The following is a 16,714-nucleotide window of genomic DNA, read 5'->3' on the forward strand; positions in this document are numbered from 1 at the left end:
GAGTGCCGCCATCGGGATCAGGGAGACGACCGGGCCCAGGGTGAAGACCAGGATCAGCAGGAAGACACCGGCCGCGAGGGTGGACAGCCGGGTGCGGCCGCCGGACTTGATGTTGATGATGGACTGACCGATCATCGCGCAGCCCGCCATGCCACCGAGGAAGCCGGTGGCGATGTTGGCGATGCCCTGCCCGCGCACCTCCGTGCCCTTCTTCGACGGGGTGTCGGTGAGGTCGTCGAGCAGCTGAGCGGTGAGCAGCGACTCGATCAGGCCGACGACCGCCAGCGTCAGCGCGAACGGTGCGACGATCGTGAGGGTTTCCAGCGTGAACGGCACCATCGGCAGGCCGAAACCGGGCAGCGCGGTGGGCAGCTCACCCATCCCGCCGACGGTGGGCACGGCGATGTGCAGGAACACCGTCAGTGATGTGATCACCACGATGGCGACCAGCGGCGCGGGGATCGCCTTCGTCAGCTTCGGCAGCAGGTAGATGATGCCCAGGCCGAGCAGTGCGAGGGCGATGACCGGCCAGCCGCCCTTGGTGATGTGCGGAATCTGCGCGGTGAACAGCAGGATCGCGAGCGCGTTGACGAAGCCGACCATCACGGTGCGGGGCACGAACCGCATCAGCTTGTGCACGCCCACCAGCCCGAACAGGATCTGGAAGGCGCCGGTGAGGATGGTGGCGGCGAACAGGTACTCGACGCCGTGGTCACGCACCAGCGGCACTAGCACCAGAGCCATGGCGCCGGTGGCGGCGGAGATCATGCCGGGACGGCCGCCGGAGAACGCGATGATGATCGCGATCGTGAACGAGGCGTAGAGGCCGACCTTGGGGTCGACGCCGGCGATGATGGAGAACGACAGCGCCTCGGGGATCAGCGCGAGCGCGACCACCAGGCCGGACAGCAGGTCGGCGCGGGGATTGGAGAACCAGGTCGTGCGGACCCTCGACAACAGCGAGGGACGCGGCGCAGCCACGTGTGAGGACAATCGGCACCTCAGGGTTGTGCGCGCGAGCAGGCAGAGGCTCGCGTGGTGAACAGGACCGGGGGTCCGCGCGCACCGGTGCACGCGGAGGGTGCCGACGTCGTCGCCGGCATGACGTATGGGTTGGTGCCGCGAACGTTCGGGGTTCGCAGAGCGTGGAGCTAGGCCCTGCGTCCCTCCTTGGCGGTACTCATGCGTCCGGGTGCCTCTCGAAGTCCGGGAGCGCCCGCGCTGCAGGGGGTGTCACAAGCGATCGGGGCTCACATGACGGGCCGCGGCATCTCCGGCGCAACCACGGTGGACTCTACCGTGACGTCACTGTAGACCCCATTGTGAACGGCTTGATCGTGAGCAAGCTCCCATGTGCGGGTCAGGCTTCGATGACGACCGGGATGACGACCGGCCGGCGGCGGTAGGTGCGTTGCGCCCACATCTGCACTTGTTGTGCGATGAGGCGTTCGAGCTCCGCCACGTCGTTGATGTTCTTCTGCGCGGCGCCCGCGAGGGCGTTCTCGATGGCGGGGATCACCGGCTGGAACGTCGAGGCGTCGTGTTCGAAGCCGTGGGCGATGAAGTCGGGTGCGTCGTCGAGCCTGCCGGTGTCGGTGTCGATGATGGCGACCACGGTGATCATGCCTTCTTCGCCCAGCGTGCGGCGCTGCGCCAGGGAGTCCTCGGTGACGCCGCCGACGGTCTGGCCGTCGACGTAGATGTTGTGCACCTCGAACTGGCCGGTGACCGCGGCCCGGCCCTCGTGCAGGTCGATCACGTGGCCGTTCGCGGCGACGAGCACCTGGTCGCGGTCGACCCCGGTGCGGACGGCCAGCTCGGCGTTGGCTCGCAGGTGGCGTGCCTCGCCGTGCACGGGCAGGACGTTGGCGGGTTGCACGATGTTGTAGCAGTAGACCAGTTCCCCGGCGCTGGCGTGCCCGGAGACGTGGACCTTGGCGTTGCCCTTGTGCACCACGTTCGCGCCCAGGTCGGTCAGGCCGTTGATCACCCGGTAGATGGCGTTCTCGTTGCCGGGGATCAGAGAGCTGGCCAGCAGGACGGTGTCGCCCTCGACGATGACGATCTCGTGCTCACCGGCCGCCATGCGCGACAGGGCGGCCATCGGCTCACCCTGCGACCCGGTGCACACCAGGGTCACCTTGTCGGCGGGAAGCCGGTTGGCGTCCCTGACGTCCACGACGAGCCCGTCGGGCACCTTCAGGTACTCCAGCTCTGCGGCCAGACCCATGTTGCGGACCATGGAGCGGCCGACGAAGGCGACCTTGCGGCCGTGTGCGGCCGCGGCGTCGAGCACCTGCTGGATGCGGTGCACGTGGCTGGCGAAGCTGGAGACGATCACCCGGCGCGGGGTGGTGCGGAACACCTCGTCGATCGCGGGGGCGAGGTCGCGTTCGGAGGTGGTGAAGCCGGGCACGTCGGCGTTGGTGGAGTCGACGAGGAACAGGTCGACACCCTCCTCGCCGAGGCGGGCGAAACCCCGGAGGTCGGTGATCCGCTTGTCCAGCGGGAACTGGTCCATCTTGAAGTCGCCGGTGTGCAGCACGAGACCGGCGTTGGTGCGGATGGCGATGGCCAGGCCGTCGGGGATGGAGTGGTTGACGGCGAGGAACTCCAGGTCGAACGGCCCTCGGGCGAGCTGCTCGCCTTCCTTGACCTCGACCAGGACGGGCTTGATCCTGTGCTCGGCCAGCTTGGCGGCCAGGAACTTCAGCGTGAGCCGGGAGCCGATGACCGGGATGTCACGTCGTTCCCGCAGCAGGTACGGCACGCCCCCGATGTGGTCCTCGTGGCCGTGGGTCAGCACGATGGCGACGACATCGGCCAGCCGGTCCCGGATGCAGCTCCAGTCCGGGAGGATCACGTCGACACCGGGCTGGTGCTCCTCGGGGAACAGGACCCCGCAGTCGACGATGAGCAGCTTGCCCTCGTGCTCGAACACGGTCATGTTCCGGCCGATCTCACCGAGACCGCCGAGGGCGATGACCCGCAGGGCATCCGGGGCGAGTGCGGGCGGAGGGGTGGACGTTCGAGCCATGGTCACACCCTCACGTTAAGTGAGAGTTACCGATGAAGGAAATCGGCGACGCGTGCCAGGCGTGATGTTGGTCAGTCCGAGGGCAGGTGGGACCGCAGCGTCGTGGCGAAGTCCTCGGCGATGCGCAGCTGCGCGCGCAGCTGCTGACAGCGTTCGTCAGCGGCGGTCCAGAACCCGGACAGGCGGTCGAGGTGCTTGTCGCGATCAGGATCGTCGCCGGCGGACAGCGCGTCGAGGATACCGAGCAGCTCGCGCATCTCCTCGAGCTGGAAGCCGAGCGGTTTCATCCGCTTGATCACGTCGAGGCGTTGCACGTCAGGCTCGGCGTAGAGGCGGAACCCGCCCTGGCTGCGCGCGCTCGGCACCACCAGGTCGACCTCCTCGTAGTACCGGATCGTGCGCAACGACAGACCGGTCCGCTCGGCCACCTCACCGATCTGCATATGCTCGCCCACAACATCCCTTCCCGAACTGCGCCACGATCACCAGCCATTCTGGCATCACGCCCCGTGCCCATACCCCACTCGCGCCGTCGGCCAGGAATCAGCTTACCGTGACGTGAGGGTAGAGTTCTGGCTGGATGTTGCCTACCTGAAGGATCGCGAATGACCACCGCCACCCCGGCGACCGCCTTGTCCCCAACCGTGCTCGCGGAGGCGGAACGCAGGCGCACCTTCGCGGTGATCAGCCATCCGGACGCGGGCAAGTCGACCATGACCGAGGCGCTGGCACTGCACGCGAAGGTGATCACCGAGGCGGGCGCGGTGCACGGCAAGGCCGGTCGGCGTGGTGTGGTGTCGGACTGGATGGAGATGGAGAAGGCGCGCGGGATCTCCATCACGTCCGCCGCGTTGCAGTTCTCCTACCGCGACTGCGTGATCAACCTGCTGGACACCCCCGGCCACGCCGACTTCTCCGAGGACACCTACCGGGTGCTGTCGGCGGTGGACTGCGCGGTAATGCTGCTCGACGCGGCCAAGGGCCTGGAGCCGCAGACGCTCAAGCTGTTCGACGTCTGCCGGTTCCGCGGCATCCCCGTGATCACCTTCATCAACAAGTGGGACCGCCCCGGCCGGGCCGCGCTGGACCTGTGCGACGAACTCGTGGAGCGGATCGGGTTGCAGCCGATGCCGCTGACCTGGCCGGTCGGCGACGCCGGCCACTTCCGCGGCGTGCTCGACCGCCGCAGCGGGCACTTCGTGCGCTATCAGCGCACCGCGGGTGGCGCCACGGTCGCCGGTGAAGAGCACCTGCCGCCTGGGCAGGCGGAGGCTGAAGAAGGCGTGGAGTGGACACGGGCCCGCGAGGAAGCGGAGCTGCTCGGCGCGTCCGGCGGCGAGTTCGAGCTCGAGCGGTTCCTCGAAGCCACGGCGACACCGGTGCTGTTCGGGTCGGCGGTGCTCAACTTCGGTGTGCGGCAGCTGCTCGACCTGCTCGTCGAGATCGCACCACGCCCTACCGCGCGGCCGGACGCCGCCGGTAGTCCGCGTGAGCTGGACGCACCGTTCTCGGCGTTCGTGTTCAAGGTGCAGACCGGCATGGATCGCGCGCACAGGGACCAGGTCGCGTTCGCGCGCGTGTGCTCCGGCGTGTTCGAGCGAGGCATGGTCGTGACCAACGCCGCCACGGGCAAGCCGTTCGCCACCAAGTACGTACAACAGGTCTTCGGCCAGCAACGCTCCACATTGGACACCGCCTTTCCCGGCGATGTGATCGGGTTGGTCAACGCCACCGCGCTGGGCGTGGGCGACACCCTGCATTCGGGAAAGCCCGCGGTGAGGTTCCCCGGTCTGCCCAGCTTCGCCCCGGCGCACTTCGCCGTCGCGCGACCGGCGGACCTCAGTCGCACCAAGCAGTTCCGCAAGGGAATCGAGCAACTGGAGTCCGAGGGCGTCGTGCAGGTGCTGCGCTCGTTGCGTCGCGGCGACGGCGCGCCGGTGTTCGCCGCGGTCGGCCCCATGCAGTTCGAGGTCGCCGCACATCGCCTGGACGCGGAGTTCAAGTCGCCCGTGCGGCTCGAACCGTTGCCCTACACCGTCGTGCGCCGCCTGGCCGACCCCAAGCAGCGGTCCCTCGTGGACGGCAATCGCACCGAGGTGCTCACCCGCACCGACGGCGTGGACCTCGCCCTGTTCGTCGACTCCACCGCGCTGGGCGTCATGCGGCGCCTGCACCCCGAGGTACGGCTGGAGCCTCTCGTCGCGGGAACCGACGACTGACCGTTCCTCGCTGGGGGAGAAGTCCTGTTCTCATTCCGCTCGCTCGCGCCGTCCGGCTTCTACGGCTGGCACGTCGTGGGCTGGTCGACGCTGCTCGTCGTAACGCCTGTCGCTGCCGAACCCACCTGATCCGCCACGGCTCCACCGCGAGGAGCCGTGGCGGCGGATACCGGTAACGTCGTCAACAACGTCGTTCGCCCCGTTCAATGCTGGGGCTGATCCAGCTCAGGCAGTGTGGGGACTAGCCTCAGCGCACGGTTGTGGCGAGGTTCGGTCCGCGTCTTGGCCTCGTCGACCTGCCGGATCAGCTCGTTGCGGACCTCGTTGAGTGCGGCCGGCAGATCCGGCTCGGACGAGGTGGCGACGAGGTGCAGGCGGGGAGTGCGGTTGATCCAGCACTCCAGGGTGACTCGTTGCTCGACGCCGCGTCGGTCCTTCACGCTGATCTCGAGGTCGACCTGCTCGTCGTGGAACGAGCGCAGGCGCGAGCCAAGTGCGGCCAGCCGTTCCACGACCCAGCCGCGTTCGTTCGAGAGGAAGCCGGTGGCGAGGTGTAGCCGGTCGGTGATCACCGCGGCGTCCTTTGGCAGTTCGCTCATCTACTCACCTGTCCTTTGTGGAGTGTTGCTCTGTTGCTGTCGAATGACAGTGCGAGGTTCCTGCCGGCGCGTGTGGGCCCTTTCGGATCGGCGGAAGTGGGTGCTCCACTGTGGACCGTGCCGGCGAGTGGTCAACGCGCCCGGTCCGGGACCTGGCGGCGCAGTCTCAGCACCCGCACCTCGACCCGGTCCCGGCGCGTGGGCAGCGTGAGGCGATGCCCGTCCACCGTGGCCAGGTCGATGGTGTGCACTGGTCGTGAGACGAACCCGTCGAGCCGAGTCCGGCGCCAGCGGTCGATGAGGTGGTAGTAGCTCAGCCACAGGACGTCGCCGAGATCGGTGAGCGTCGTGCGCCGAGGCCGCTCGGAGATCGGGTCGGCCGGTGGGGCGATGGGCAGGTGGGATGCCGACATCATGTCGGGACTCCCGTCCCCGGCCGGACAAATGGCCGGTTCAGTTTTTCGCCGGGTACGACATGAGCTTGACCGCCCAGGTACGAGGTGTTCCCGGCAAAATCAACTGTACACCGATTCGGATTTGATCAACCAAATGTGCAGCCTGAATTTTCAAACATCAATATTCGAAGGCGGGAGCCCTCTTTGGTGATCCGCCGCATGCTGCGCACGAAATGCCGTGAGCGCATAACATGGTGGCCACCGAAAGTACAGCCTCGACTGACGACCTGGCGGCAATTCCGGAACCTGTGCTCGTTTTTCCGCAATCCCGGCATTCCCTCCGTTTCATCGGGTGAGCCGGAGGCAGGAGCGCCGAGATGATCTCGGTTCAGTCCAGTCCCATCCGCGCAGCGCCGCCAGACCGGCGCGGCCCTGCCCTGCGCCTGCGGATGAAACCGGCCGGGGCGCTTCGCGGACACATCGCCGGCGGCTGGTGGCCGCGGTCGAACGACCCGGCAACCGAGTTCCCCGCGCTGGTCTCCGCGCTCGGCGCGTGGGTCGGACCGGTCGAGCGGATCTCCTCCGATCTCGACACCTGGGCTGCAGTCGCGCGGAAAGCACCCGTCAACGGTAAGGCGGTGAGGTTCGAAGGCTTCCACTGGATTGCCCCGAAGAACGCTGGGAAGCCGAAGGGGGCCACCTCCGCCGGTAGGACGTCGTGGAACCCGGCCTACCGTGGCGATATCGAGGAGCTTGCGGATATCGGGTTGATCCGGTCGGTCTCGGACAGCGCAAGCCCGGCATGCGCGCCGTCGCCTTCGCAGTGCGCCTGTCGCGCAATCCTGAATCCGACCGTGCACGGTCATGATGGCGCGGCACCTACTTGTCCTAAAAGGATGGTTGCGCCGATTCGGGACCGCCTTGCGGACAGCGAAGTCCGCACCGCGGCTGGAGCCGGTGGATCCGTTGATTCGCCAGCCACCGCGACCCACGTCGGTTTCACCCGTCCGCCGCAGCCCCGTTCGGTGGCGGTTTTCGCAGAAGAGCTCGGCTATGTTCGGCAGTAGTCGACTCATCACCGCCCTGGACCCCGGCGGCACCCACTTCTCCAGTTCCACTGTCAGGAGTGCCGCCGTGGCGATCCCGGATTTCTTTCCTGGCGCAGAAGAAGCACCGCGCACGATCGGTTTGCCCGACGTCGAACGGCTGGAGGCGCAAACGCATGACCTGCGCGTGGTGGACTACCGCGAAGGTGGGGATGCCTGTCTCGGCGCGGTCCGCAGCCGGATCGGGGATGGGCGGCTGATGCTCGACGCGTCAGCGGCCGAGTACGTGCGACGACGGCTGCACGTAGCGCTGGGCGATCTGCACAACCTCGCCGGCTGGGTGTGCTTCGACGTCGGCCTGGCCGGCAGCGCACGCGTGCACTTCGCCCAGGCGCTGGTGCTTGCGGGATGGGGCCGGCACAACGGCCTGGTCGCCAACATCTGCTATCGGCTCGGACGGGTGTGCCTGCACCACGGGAGACTCGATGAGGCCTCGGACTACTTCGAGCTGGGCCTGTTCGCTGCAGCCGGGCCGGGCGACGGGATCGCGGCCAGCATCCTGTCGATGAACTCGGCGTGGGCTCACGCCAGGAAAGGCGACGGCGACCTGGCACTCGCCGAGGTCGACCGCGGCCGGCACCAGTTCGCTGCCGCCGACCACGCCGATGTGCCCGCCTGGGCCGCGTTCTTCACCGAGACCGATCTGTCGGCCATGATCGGTGCCATCCACACCGATCTGGCGCAGACCGTGAACCCTCATCACACCCGAACGGCGATTTCGCTGCTCACCGAAGCGGTAGACGACTACGGCGACGACATGGCTCGCAGCCGCGCGTTCAGCCTCGTCCTGCTGTCGATCAACCACCTGCTCGACAGGGACCTCGATCACGGCGTGGCCGTCGGGCTACGAGCGCTGGCATCCGCTGAGTCCCTGGCCTCGGCGCGCGTCCGTGACCGCATCCGCAGGCTCGGCGAGCAAGCGGAGCGCCACCACTCCCATGCCGGCGCGCGGGAACTCGCCGCGCGCATCGCCGCCTATGCCGGCACATCGCTGCGGCAACACTGACACATTTCCCTGTCGGAGCTGCCTGCGCTCGACCGGTACCACCACCCTGCGTCGGTCCGTACGGTCCGCTGGCCGGTCGGTGACGGTGGCGCTGAAGGGCTAGGGTTCGTCCGAGATCACAATGGCGAGGAGTGACCGAATTGGGCACGAATCGGCACCTCGACATACACCTGGTGATCGATGAGCTCGCCAGGGCCGAGCAGGAGCCCGTCGGTATCCGTCATGTGTGCCTCGCCTGCCGGATCAGCCTGAACGCGGTCGGCGTCGGGGTATACCTGGTCGGTGCCGCGCAACCGCTCGAAGTCGTCGGAACCGCCGGCGACGAGATCGCCGAGCTGCAGGTGACGATGGGTGAGGGGCCGTGCCCGGAGGCTCTGCGGCAGAACCGGCCGGTGTTCGTATCCGACCTGACAGACGGATGGAGTACGAAGCGCTGGCCCGCGTTCGCCCCGGCCGCGGTTGCCACAGGAGTGGCAGCGGTGTTCGTGATCCCCCTGACGCTCGGGGCGATCGCGTTGGGCGCCTTGGAGATCTGCCGGGACGTCGACGGTCCGTTGACAGCGGACGAGCTCGCAGACGCGCTGCTGCTCGCGGACACGGCGACAACGCTGTTGCTCGGCCGGTCCCCGATGTCGGCGGCGCTGGACGTCGCCGATCTGCCGCATTCCGAGCCGGATGGACGCTGGGCGGTGGTGCACCAGGCTACCGGCATGGTGTCGGTGCAGCTGGACACCGATCTCGGTGAGGCGTTCCTGCGGTTGCGAGGCCATGCGTATCTCACCGGCCTGCGTCTGTCGGAAGTGGCAGCCGACGTGGTCGCGCGCAGACTGAGATTCACCCCGGATACCAACCATGAGAAACAGAGGTGAGTCACGTGTTGGACCGGCGGATCGCCCGAACCTTCGTCGAACTGGCGGACACGCTCGTGCTGGGGTTCGACGCCATCGACTTCCTGCATACCCTGACCGACCGCTGTGTCGACCTGCTGGACGTCGACGCAGTCGGGATCCTCCTGGCCGACCAGCGGGGCGCCCTGAACCTGGTCGCCGCGTCCACCGAGCAGGCCCGGATGCTGGAACTGTTCCAGTTGCAGGACGAGGAGGGCCCGTGCCTGGACTGCTTCCACACCGGGCAGCCCGTGGCGTGCGCCGACCTGACCACGGAGCCGCAACGCTGGCCCCGGTTCACAGTGGCGGCACGCGAGCAGGGATTCTCGGCCGTCCACGCGGTGCCGATGCGACTGCGCGAGCAGACAGTCGGGGCACTCAACCTGTTCCGGACCGCGCCCGGCGACATCCCGGCGGACGCGATCGAACTGGCCCAGTCCTTCGCCAATGTCGCGACAATCAGCATCCTCCAGTTCCGTGCGCTCCGGCACAGCGAGATGGTCACCGAACAGCTGCAGAACGCGCTCAACAGCCGTACCATCATCGAGCAGGCGAAAGGCATCCTGACCGAACGCCTGCAGATCGGTGTCGCCGACGCGTTCTCCCTGATGCGGACCTACGCCCGCAACAGCAACCAACTGCTCTCGGATGTCGCGGCGCAGGTGATCGCGCGATCACCGGAGGTCGCCGAACTGACGAGGATCGGCAAACCCCGGTCACACCCGTAAAGAGGCGTGGCACAGCCCACCGGCGCCGTCCTCGGCGTTACCCGAGAACGGTCATCAGGTGACCGGGACGGGAGCGCCGGCACAATGCCGAACCGGCGCACCTACAAGATTCCTGTGCGGACCATCCTCGCGACCATCGGGTTGACCCTGGCCACAGTCGTGGCCGTGGTGTTCCTCATGCCCGTTCAACGAGTTCTCGTGTGGATGCTCATCGCTGTCGTGTTCACCGTCGCGCTCTACCCGGCGGTGAACTGGCTGCAACAGGGGCGGGTTCATTGTCCGGCGCGCCCTTTGTCGACGGACTGGTGTGGTTCAGAAAGCCGTGGTGCGGAAGAAGCGGCCTGTGCGCTGTCGAGGTCGGGATAGCAGCCGAGCACGGCGCCCAGCTCCGTGACCCGCAGTGGCCTGAGGACGGGCCGCGTGTTCGCGACCACGCGGAACGCGACACCTGCGGCGATTGCCGCCTTGTGTGCGGTGGCCAGGACGGTGAGGCCGGCGGCGGCGAGGAAACCGACCTCGCTGAGGTCGACGATCACGTCCGGGCCGCTGTGGCGGATCTGCTCGCGCAAGCAGGTTCGCAGAAGGGGAACGGTGAACATGTCCACCTCCCCGCGAACCGTGATCACCAGCACTCCTGGCCAGGCCGCGTGGGTGGTGGCGGTGAGCGGTTCGAGGATCGGGAACGGACTCAATTGATCTCTGGCTTCGGACGGGGAAGAAAGAGACACCTGAAAGTCGACGACGGTGCTCATGGAGGTCTCCTCACGAGACCGTGGCGTCCAGGCGGGCGTGAGGGATGGTTGTCCGAGCGTAGAGACCAGCGCTGGTCTCGCACAAGGTGCACTCGTGTTCACAGCCCTCGTTCAGGGTCTACGCTGAGTGATACATCCGCTCCGGATCTTGGCGGCGCACGTGTGGACTCGCAGACGCGCCGAGGAGGCCGCGGAGAAGTTTCCTCCCGCGACGCCGACATGTCGCGCGACGTGATCGCCATGTACCGACACCACCGGACCCTCGATTGCGCGGGGTTCCGCTTCTCCGCGCCCACCTGCATGTCCTGAATGGACGGTGGCGTCCACGTACGTCTTCTGGCATAAGGAGAACTGATGAAGGGACCCGCAGCTCCGGTCGTGGTCGGTGTCGACGGCTCGTCCTCGGCACTCGAGGCGGTCAGGTGGGCAGCTGAAGACTGCACCCGCCACCATGCCCCGTTGCGTCTGGTGCACGGCTATCTCCTGCCGGCCCGCGGCTATCCGGAGGTTGTCCTCACGAGCACCGAGGTTCGTCACGCGATCGAAACACAAGCGCGCGCATGGCTGGACGAGGCCGCCGAGGCCGCACGAGCCGCCGCACTCGGCATCGAGGTGACGACGCATGTCGCCACGTGTGGCGCGGCGGCGTTGCTGATCGAGGAGTCGCGTGAAGCCCGGCTGATGGTGCTCGGGTCGCAGGGACTCGGTGGCGTCACCGGGTTGCTCGTCGGCTCGACCGCGCTCGCGCTGGCGTCGCACGGCCAGTGTCCGCTCGTGGTCGTGCGCGGGACAACGCATCCCGAGGGCCCGGTGGTGGTCGGCGTGGACGGGTCTCCGACGAGCGAGGCGGCGGTGGCGTTCGCGTTCGAGGCCGCTTCGATGCGTGGCGTGTCGCTCACGGCGGTGATGTCATGGGACAACCTCATGATCGGCAGCGACTACGACGCCTCGCAGTTCACGTTCAGCTGGGATCACGTCGAGGAGGAGGAACAACGGCTGCTGGCGCAGCGGCTCGCCGGATGGCAGGAGAAGTATCCCGACGTGCGGGTCGACCGCGTCGTGCTGCGTGACCGGCCGGTGCGGGCGTTGATGCGGTTCGGTGAGCAGGCTCAGCTGCTGGTGGTGGGCAGCCACGGGCACGGTGGGTTCGCCGGAATGCTGCTCGGCTCGACGAGTCAGGCGCTGGTCTACCACGCGCCCTGCCCGCTCGCGATCGTGCGGCCATGAGCGACATCGGGATCGGGGCGACAGTGGTCGGCGTGGACGGATCTTCCGCCGGCCGGACGGCGCTGAGCTGGGCGGAAGTTCGGAACATCCTCCAGGAAGGCGCGTATGCAGTCTGGAAGGTGCCCTGGATCCCGGCGTGACGACAGCCGACCGAGGAGCTGTTCCATGGCGCATCCCGACCGCGGCTGATGCCGACCTGATGATCGGCCGGGTTCGGGCGCTCGCAACACTCTTACCGTTGCCGCAACCTCGTGGCGCGCCAAGGACTTCTTCGCGACGGAGACGGATGCGGCTCGAGCACGCCCGAATACCCGCTTCGACGACCGGCGAACGGCTGGTCGGACGTGGTCGTGGTAGGCGGGCGGTGCCGGCGGGTAGTCCAGGCGCATGACGACCACGCAGATCCGCGACACCGAGGCCGCCCGCCGCTACCGTCGCGCCTGCGACTACGCGGCCGCGGCGATGATCTACCTGAAGGACAACGTGCTGCTGCGCGAGCCGCTGCGCCGCGAGGACCTGAAGCCACGACTGCTGGGCCACTGGGGGACCTGTCCGGGCATCACGTTGCTCTACAGCGGCCTCAACGGCCTGGTGCGGCGGACGGGGCAGCGCACGTTGCTGGTCACCGGTCCCGGCCACGGTGCTCCGGCGGTGCACGCGAACCTGTGGCTGGAGGGCACGCACGCCGCGCTGGAACCGGCTCTGGGCCTGGACGAGGAGGGCTGGCCGAGCTGGTGCGCCGGTTCTCCTGGCCAGGCGGGTTCCCCAGCCACCTGTCGCCCGAGGTGCCCGGAGTCGTCCACGAGGGAGGCGAGCTGGGTTACGCGCTCGCCACCGCGTTCGGCGCTGCCCTGGACAAGCCGGACCTGCTCGTCGCCTGCCTGGTCGGTGACGGTGAAGCCGAGACAGGGCCCACCGCGGGGTCGTGGCATGCGAACAAGTACCTCAGCCCGGACACGGACGGCGCTGTGCTGCCGGTGCTGCACCTCAACGGCTACAAGATCTCCTCGCCCACCGTCTACGGCTGCATGAGCGACGAGGAGCTGACCGCGTACTTCAGCGGTGCCGGCTGGTCGCCGTACCTGGTCGACGTCACCCGAGCGGAGGACCCGGACGCGCTGCTGGCCGAGACGCTCGACCTGGCGCACCGGGAGATCGTGGCGGTGCGCGAACGGTGGCAGCCTGGCGAGCGCGCGGTGTGGCCCATGATCGTGCTGCGGTCGCCGAAGGGGTGGGGCGTGCCGGAAAGCGACGTCGCGGGCCGGCCGTTGGAGGGCACGTTCCGCGCGCACCAGGTGCCGCTGAACGATGTGCACTCCGACGACGCGGAGTTCGCTCTGCTGGAACAGTGGTTGCGGTCGTACCGTCCAGAGGACCTGTTCGGCGCCGACGGCCGCCCGCACGACGACCTGCTCGCCGAACTGCCGCCCGAGGATCTGCGACTCGGCCGGGTACCTGAGGCCAACGGTGGCGCGCTGCGTCGTGACCTGCCGCTGCCCGAGGTGGCCAGGTTCGCGGTGGAGGTACCCGCACCGGGTGCCGCGTCCGCGAGCCCGACCGGCACGGCGGGGGAGTGGCTGGCCGAGCTGATGCGGGCGACCGAGGACCGCCGCGACTTCCGCGTGATGTGTCCCGACGAACTGGAGTCGAACAAGCTCGGCGCGCTGCTGGACGCGACCGACCGCACGTTCGCCTGGCCGCTGCCGGAGACCGCCGAGCACGTGGCGCCGGGTGGCCGGGTGATGGAGGTGCTGTCCGAGCACCTGTGCCAGGGCTGGCTGCAGGGGTACCTGCTGACCGGGCGGCACGGCCTGTTCCCCTGCTACGAGGCGTTCGCCTCGATCGCGGACAGCATGCTCAACCAGTACGCCAAGTTCCTCAAGATGTCCGGCGAGGTGCTCTGGCGCGAGCCGGTGGCCAGCCTGAACTACCTGCTCACCAGCGAGGGCTGGCGGCAGGAGCACAACGGCTACAGCCACCAGGGCCCCGGATTCCTGAACAACCTGCTCACGAAGAAGGCGTCCACCGCGCGGATCTACCTGCCGCCGGACGCCAACACCCTGCTCGTCACGCTGCGCCGCTGCCTGACCTCGACCGACCGCATCAACCTCGTGATCGCGGGCAAGAACGAGGGCTCGCAGTGGCTGGACCTCGACGCCGCCGAACGGCACTGCGAGGCGGGCGCGGGTGTCTGGGACTGGGCCTGTCACGGCGACGGGGAGCCCGGCGTCGTGCTGGCCTGCGCGGGTGGCATCCCGACCGTCGAGGTGCTGGCCGCGACGTCGATGCTCCGCGACCGCGCCCCCGACCTGACCGTGCGCGTCGTGAACGTGGTGGATCTGCTGTCCCTCGCCCCTGCGGACCGGCATCCGCACGGTCTGTCCGAAGAGGACTTCACCGATTGTTTCGGATCTACGACAGTGCCGGTCGTGTTCGGCTTCCACGGGTATCCGTCCGCAGTGCACGAGGTGCTGCACGGACGACCGGAAACCGAACGGTTCCACGTTCACGGCTACCTGGAGGAGGGCACGACGACTACGCCGTTCGACCTGCTCGTGAGCAACCAGATGAGCCGCTACGACCTCGCCGCCGACGCAGCGCGCCGGGCCGGCCGTCCGGAACTGGCCGGACGCCTGATCTCCGAGCGTGACGAGATGCGTGCCGCCGCGCACGAGCAAGGCGAGGATCCGGAGGAGATCACCGGCTGGCGGTGGTCGGCATGACCGCCGTTCTCACCGTCAACGCCGGCTCCAACAGCCTGAAGGCGCACCTGGTCGACGCGGACGCGGAAGAGGTGATCGCCAGGGCGGAGGTCGAGCAACCACCGGACTCCGCCGAGGCGCGCGAGGCGTTGGACGATCTGCTGGAGAAAGCGGGCGACGTCACCGCCGCGGGACACCGCCTGGTCCATGGGGGACCGGACCTGCGCGCACCGGCGGTGGTGGACGAGGAGACCCTGGCCGCCGCCCGCCGCGCCGAGGAACTGGCGCCGCTGCACGTACCGCCCGCCCTGGTCCTGCTCGGTGTGCTTCGCGACCGGTTGCCCGAAATCCCTCACGTGTTGTGCCCGGACACCGCGTTCCACGCGGACCTGCCGGAGATCGCCACGACCTACGCGCTCCCAGCCGAATGGCGGCGCCGCTACGGCCTGCGCCGTTACGGTTTCCACGGTCTGTCCTACGCCTGGGCGCTGAACCGGACGGCGGAACTCCTGAACCGGCCCGCAGCGGACCTCGACCTGCTGATGACGCACCTGGGTGGCGGTTGTTCGGTGACAGCCGTGCGCAACGGCCGCAGCGTCGACACCTCGATGGGATTCACACCACTCGAGGGCGTGCCGATGTCCAAGCGCTCGGGCAGCATCGATCCCGGGATGCTGCTCTGGCTGTTGCGCCGGGACGGGATCGACCTCGACGTCCTGGAACACGTGCTCAACCACGAGTCCGGCCTGCTCGGCCTGTCCGGAGGCCGTTCCGGCGACACCCGCGACCTGGTCGGCGCGGGCGACGGGGAAGCGGCCCTGGCACTGCGGGTGTTCACTCACCGTGTCAGGCGCGAACTCGCCGCCGCGGCGACCTCGCTCGACCGGCTCGACGCCCTGGTGTTCACCGGTGAGATCGGCTGGGACCAGCCCGAGGTCCGTGCCGACGTCACGGCCGGGCTGTCCCTGCTGGGCGTTCGCCGTGACCTGGTGGTCATCGATCCCGGCGGCGACGGACCGGTCAGCCCGCCCGGCGCCGCGGTGCCGGTGCTCGTCGTGCGGCCGCGGGAAGAACTGCAGCTCTGCCGCGAAACCCTTGCCACGGTCCAGTCCGATGAGGCTCGGAGCTGAGGTCGTTCGTTGATCCAGAGGCCCGGCGTTGTCAGCTTTTCCGGCGGACGACGGCCACCGGGCACGGGGCGTGGTACAGCACGGCGTGGCTGACTGAACCGAGCAGTGCTCGCCTGATGACTCCACGGCCGTGGCTGCCGACTACGAGAAGCCCCGCGTCGTCGGCGACCTCGAGCAGTGCCTGCGCGGGTCCGTGGAACGACACGTGGTGCTTTACGCGGACGTCTGGATGGGTCTCCTGGTGTCCGGCCACGCAGCGCGCGATCACCGCTTCGGACTCGGTGCGAACCTGATCCCAGTTGTAGCCCCAGTCCTCGAGCGGTGCGAGTGCTTCGATCGGCATGTCGGACCATGCGTGGACGGCGATCAGGTCGCGATCGTGGCGCTGTGCGAAGTCGAAGGCGAAGTCGATGGCTGCCGCGCTGGTGTCGGACCCGTCGACCCCGACCACGACGGGGCCTTCGCCCGCCTTCGCCTCGCGCACCACCACAATCGGACGTTTGTGGTGGCCGGCGAGGTCGGCGGCAGTGGATCCGAGCAGGGCGCGGTTCACCCCTGACCTGCCTGACGAGCCGACGACCAGCATTTCCGCGTCGCGGGCGAGGTCGTCCAGCACGTCGGCGGGGTGGCCGTACTCGACGCGGGTCGTGGTGCCGAGGCCCGGCGACAGGCGAACGCACTCGGCGGCGAGGTTGGTCAGTTCGTTCTCGGCGTGCGCGCGCACGGCCTCCTCGCTCAGCGCCGTGGGCAACGGCGTGGACAGGGGCGTGTAGACGAGTTCCGGGACCGGACCGCGGACCACGTGCACGAGCAGCAGTTCGCAGTGGCGGCTCGCTGCTTCCTTCGCGGCCCACAGCGCGGCCGAGCGTGCGGCTGCGGATCCGTCGAAACCCACCACGATCTCGGTCATCTCGTGTCACCTCCAG

General features: G+C 68.4%; 15 protein-coding genes and 1 pseudogene. 9 read left to right on the top strand and 7 right to left on the bottom strand.

Annotation, left to right across the window (positions count from 1 at the left end):
• The 3 genes from IG04_RS0140965 to IG04_RS0140975 form a co-directional block, all read right to left on the bottom strand.
• The coding region (locus IG04_RS0140965; protein ID WP_051771946.1) for a SulP family inorganic anion transporter at positions 1 to 981 on the bottom strand (981 nt) is incomplete at its 3' end.
• 379 nt (positions 982 to 1,360) lie between these two features.
• Positions 1,361 to 3,037 (bottom strand): ribonuclease J, encoded by a 1,677-nt coding sequence (locus IG04_RS0140970; RefSeq protein ID WP_030482146.1) that lies wholly within the window; start codon positions 3,035 to 3,037, stop codon positions 1,361 to 1,363.
• A 71-nt stretch (positions 3,038 to 3,108) separates the two neighbouring features.
• A complete protein-coding gene (locus IG04_RS0140975; RefSeq protein ID WP_030482147.1) occupies positions 3,109 to 3,480 on the bottom strand; it encodes a MerR family transcriptional regulator in 372 nt (123 codons plus the stop codon).
• A 162-nt stretch (positions 3,481 to 3,642) separates the two neighbouring features.
• On the opposite strand from IG04_RS0140975, the gene IG04_RS0140980 reads away from it, so the two are divergent.
• Positions 3,643 to 5,256, top strand: coding sequence for a peptide chain release factor 3 (locus IG04_RS0140980; RefSeq protein ID WP_030482148.1), 1,614 nt, complete (start codon positions 3,643 to 3,645; stop codon positions 5,254 to 5,256).
• A 203-nt stretch (positions 5,257 to 5,459) separates the two neighbouring features.
• On the opposite strand, the gene IG04_RS0140985 is transcribed toward IG04_RS0140980, so the two are convergent.
• Entirely contained in the window at positions 5,460 to 5,855 is a 396-nt protein-coding gene (locus IG04_RS0140985) for an HPF/RaiA family ribosome-associated protein (RefSeq protein ID WP_036016959.1), read from the bottom strand.
• Positions 5,856 to 5,986: 131 nt separating this feature from the next.
• Complete coding sequence (locus IG04_RS0140990) at positions 5,987 to 6,271, bottom strand: hypothetical protein (protein WP_030482150.1); 285 nt, start codon at positions 6,269 to 6,271, stop codon at positions 5,987 to 5,989.
• Between the two features lie 356 nt (positions 6,272 to 6,627).
• Here IG04_RS0140990 and IG04_RS47030 point away from each other — a divergent pair, with 356 nt between their 5' ends.
• The 4 genes from IG04_RS47030 to IG04_RS0141005 all read left to right on the top strand — a co-directional run bounded on the left by IG04_RS47030 (position 6,628) and on the right by IG04_RS0141005 (position 9,977).
• Positions 6,628 to 7,317 carry a DUF5994 family protein gene (locus IG04_RS47030; RefSeq protein WP_144065332.1) on the top strand — a complete coding sequence of 230 codons (690 nt, stop codon included), beginning with the start codon at positions 6,628 to 6,630 and terminating at the stop codon, positions 7,315 to 7,317.
• 67 nt (positions 7,318 to 7,384) lie between these two features.
• Positions 7,385 to 8,362: an NsdA family TPR-like regulatory protein gene (locus IG04_RS0140995; protein WP_051771948.1), complete on the top strand. Its 978-nt coding sequence runs from the start codon at positions 7,385 to 7,387 to the stop codon at positions 8,360 to 8,362.
• A 173-nt stretch (positions 8,363 to 8,535) separates the two neighbouring features.
• On the top strand, positions 8,536 to 9,231 hold the full coding sequence (locus tag IG04_RS43455; protein WP_159460457.1) for a GAF and ANTAR domain-containing protein: 696 nt from the start codon (positions 8,536 to 8,538) through the stop codon (positions 9,229 to 9,231).
• A gap of 5 nt (positions 9,232 to 9,236) precedes the next feature.
• Positions 9,237 to 9,977, top strand: a complete 741-nt coding sequence (locus IG04_RS0141005) for a GAF and ANTAR domain-containing protein (RefSeq protein WP_144065331.1) — start codon at positions 9,237 to 9,239, stop codon at positions 9,975 to 9,977.
• 272 nt (positions 9,978 to 10,249) lie between these two features.
• On the opposite strand, the gene IG04_RS43460 is transcribed toward IG04_RS0141005, so the two are convergent.
• Positions 10,250 to 10,729: an STAS domain-containing protein gene (locus tag IG04_RS43460; RefSeq protein WP_084401175.1), complete on the bottom strand. Its 480-nt coding sequence runs from the start codon at positions 10,727 to 10,729 to the stop codon at positions 10,250 to 10,252.
• A gap of 354 nt (positions 10,730 to 11,083) precedes the next feature.
• Between IG04_RS43460 and IG04_RS0141020 the strand changes: the two genes are divergently transcribed.
• The 4 genes and pseudogenes from IG04_RS0141020 to IG04_RS0141035 all read left to right on the top strand — a co-directional run bounded on the left by IG04_RS0141020 (position 11,084) and on the right by IG04_RS0141035 (position 15,788).
• Complete coding sequence (locus tag IG04_RS0141020; protein WP_030482155.1) at positions 11,084 to 11,956, top strand: universal stress protein; 873 nt, start codon at positions 11,084 to 11,086, stop codon at positions 11,954 to 11,956.
• Positions 11,953 to 12,096, top strand: a complete 144-nt coding sequence (locus IG04_RS47035; protein WP_157513128.1) for a hypothetical protein — start codon at positions 11,953 to 11,955, stop codon at positions 12,094 to 12,096. The genes IG04_RS0141020 and IG04_RS47035 overlap by 4 nt, the downstream gene beginning before the upstream one ends.
• Before the next feature lie 247 nt (positions 12,097 to 12,343).
• Positions 12,344 to 14,679: pseudogene (locus IG04_RS43465) on the top strand (phosphoketolase family protein).
• A complete protein-coding gene (locus tag IG04_RS0141035) occupies positions 14,676 to 15,788 on the top strand; it encodes an acetate/propionate family kinase (protein WP_036016975.1) in 1,113 nt (370 codons plus the stop codon). Before IG04_RS43465 ends, IG04_RS0141035 begins: the two are co-directional and overlap by 4 nt.
• 31 nt (positions 15,789 to 15,819) lie before the next feature.
• Here IG04_RS0141035 and IG04_RS0141040 read toward each other — a convergent pair whose 3' ends face one another.
• Positions 15,820 to 16,698, bottom strand: coding sequence for a universal stress protein (locus IG04_RS0141040; RefSeq protein WP_030482157.1), 879 nt, complete (start codon positions 16,696 to 16,698; stop codon positions 15,820 to 15,822).
• Positions 16,699 to 16,714 lie beyond the last annotated feature (16 nt).

Source organism: Lentzea albidocapillata (genome assembly GCF_000719115.1).
Lineage (GTDB): Bacteria > Actinomycetota > Actinomycetes > Mycobacteriales > Pseudonocardiaceae > Lentzea > Lentzea albidocapillata.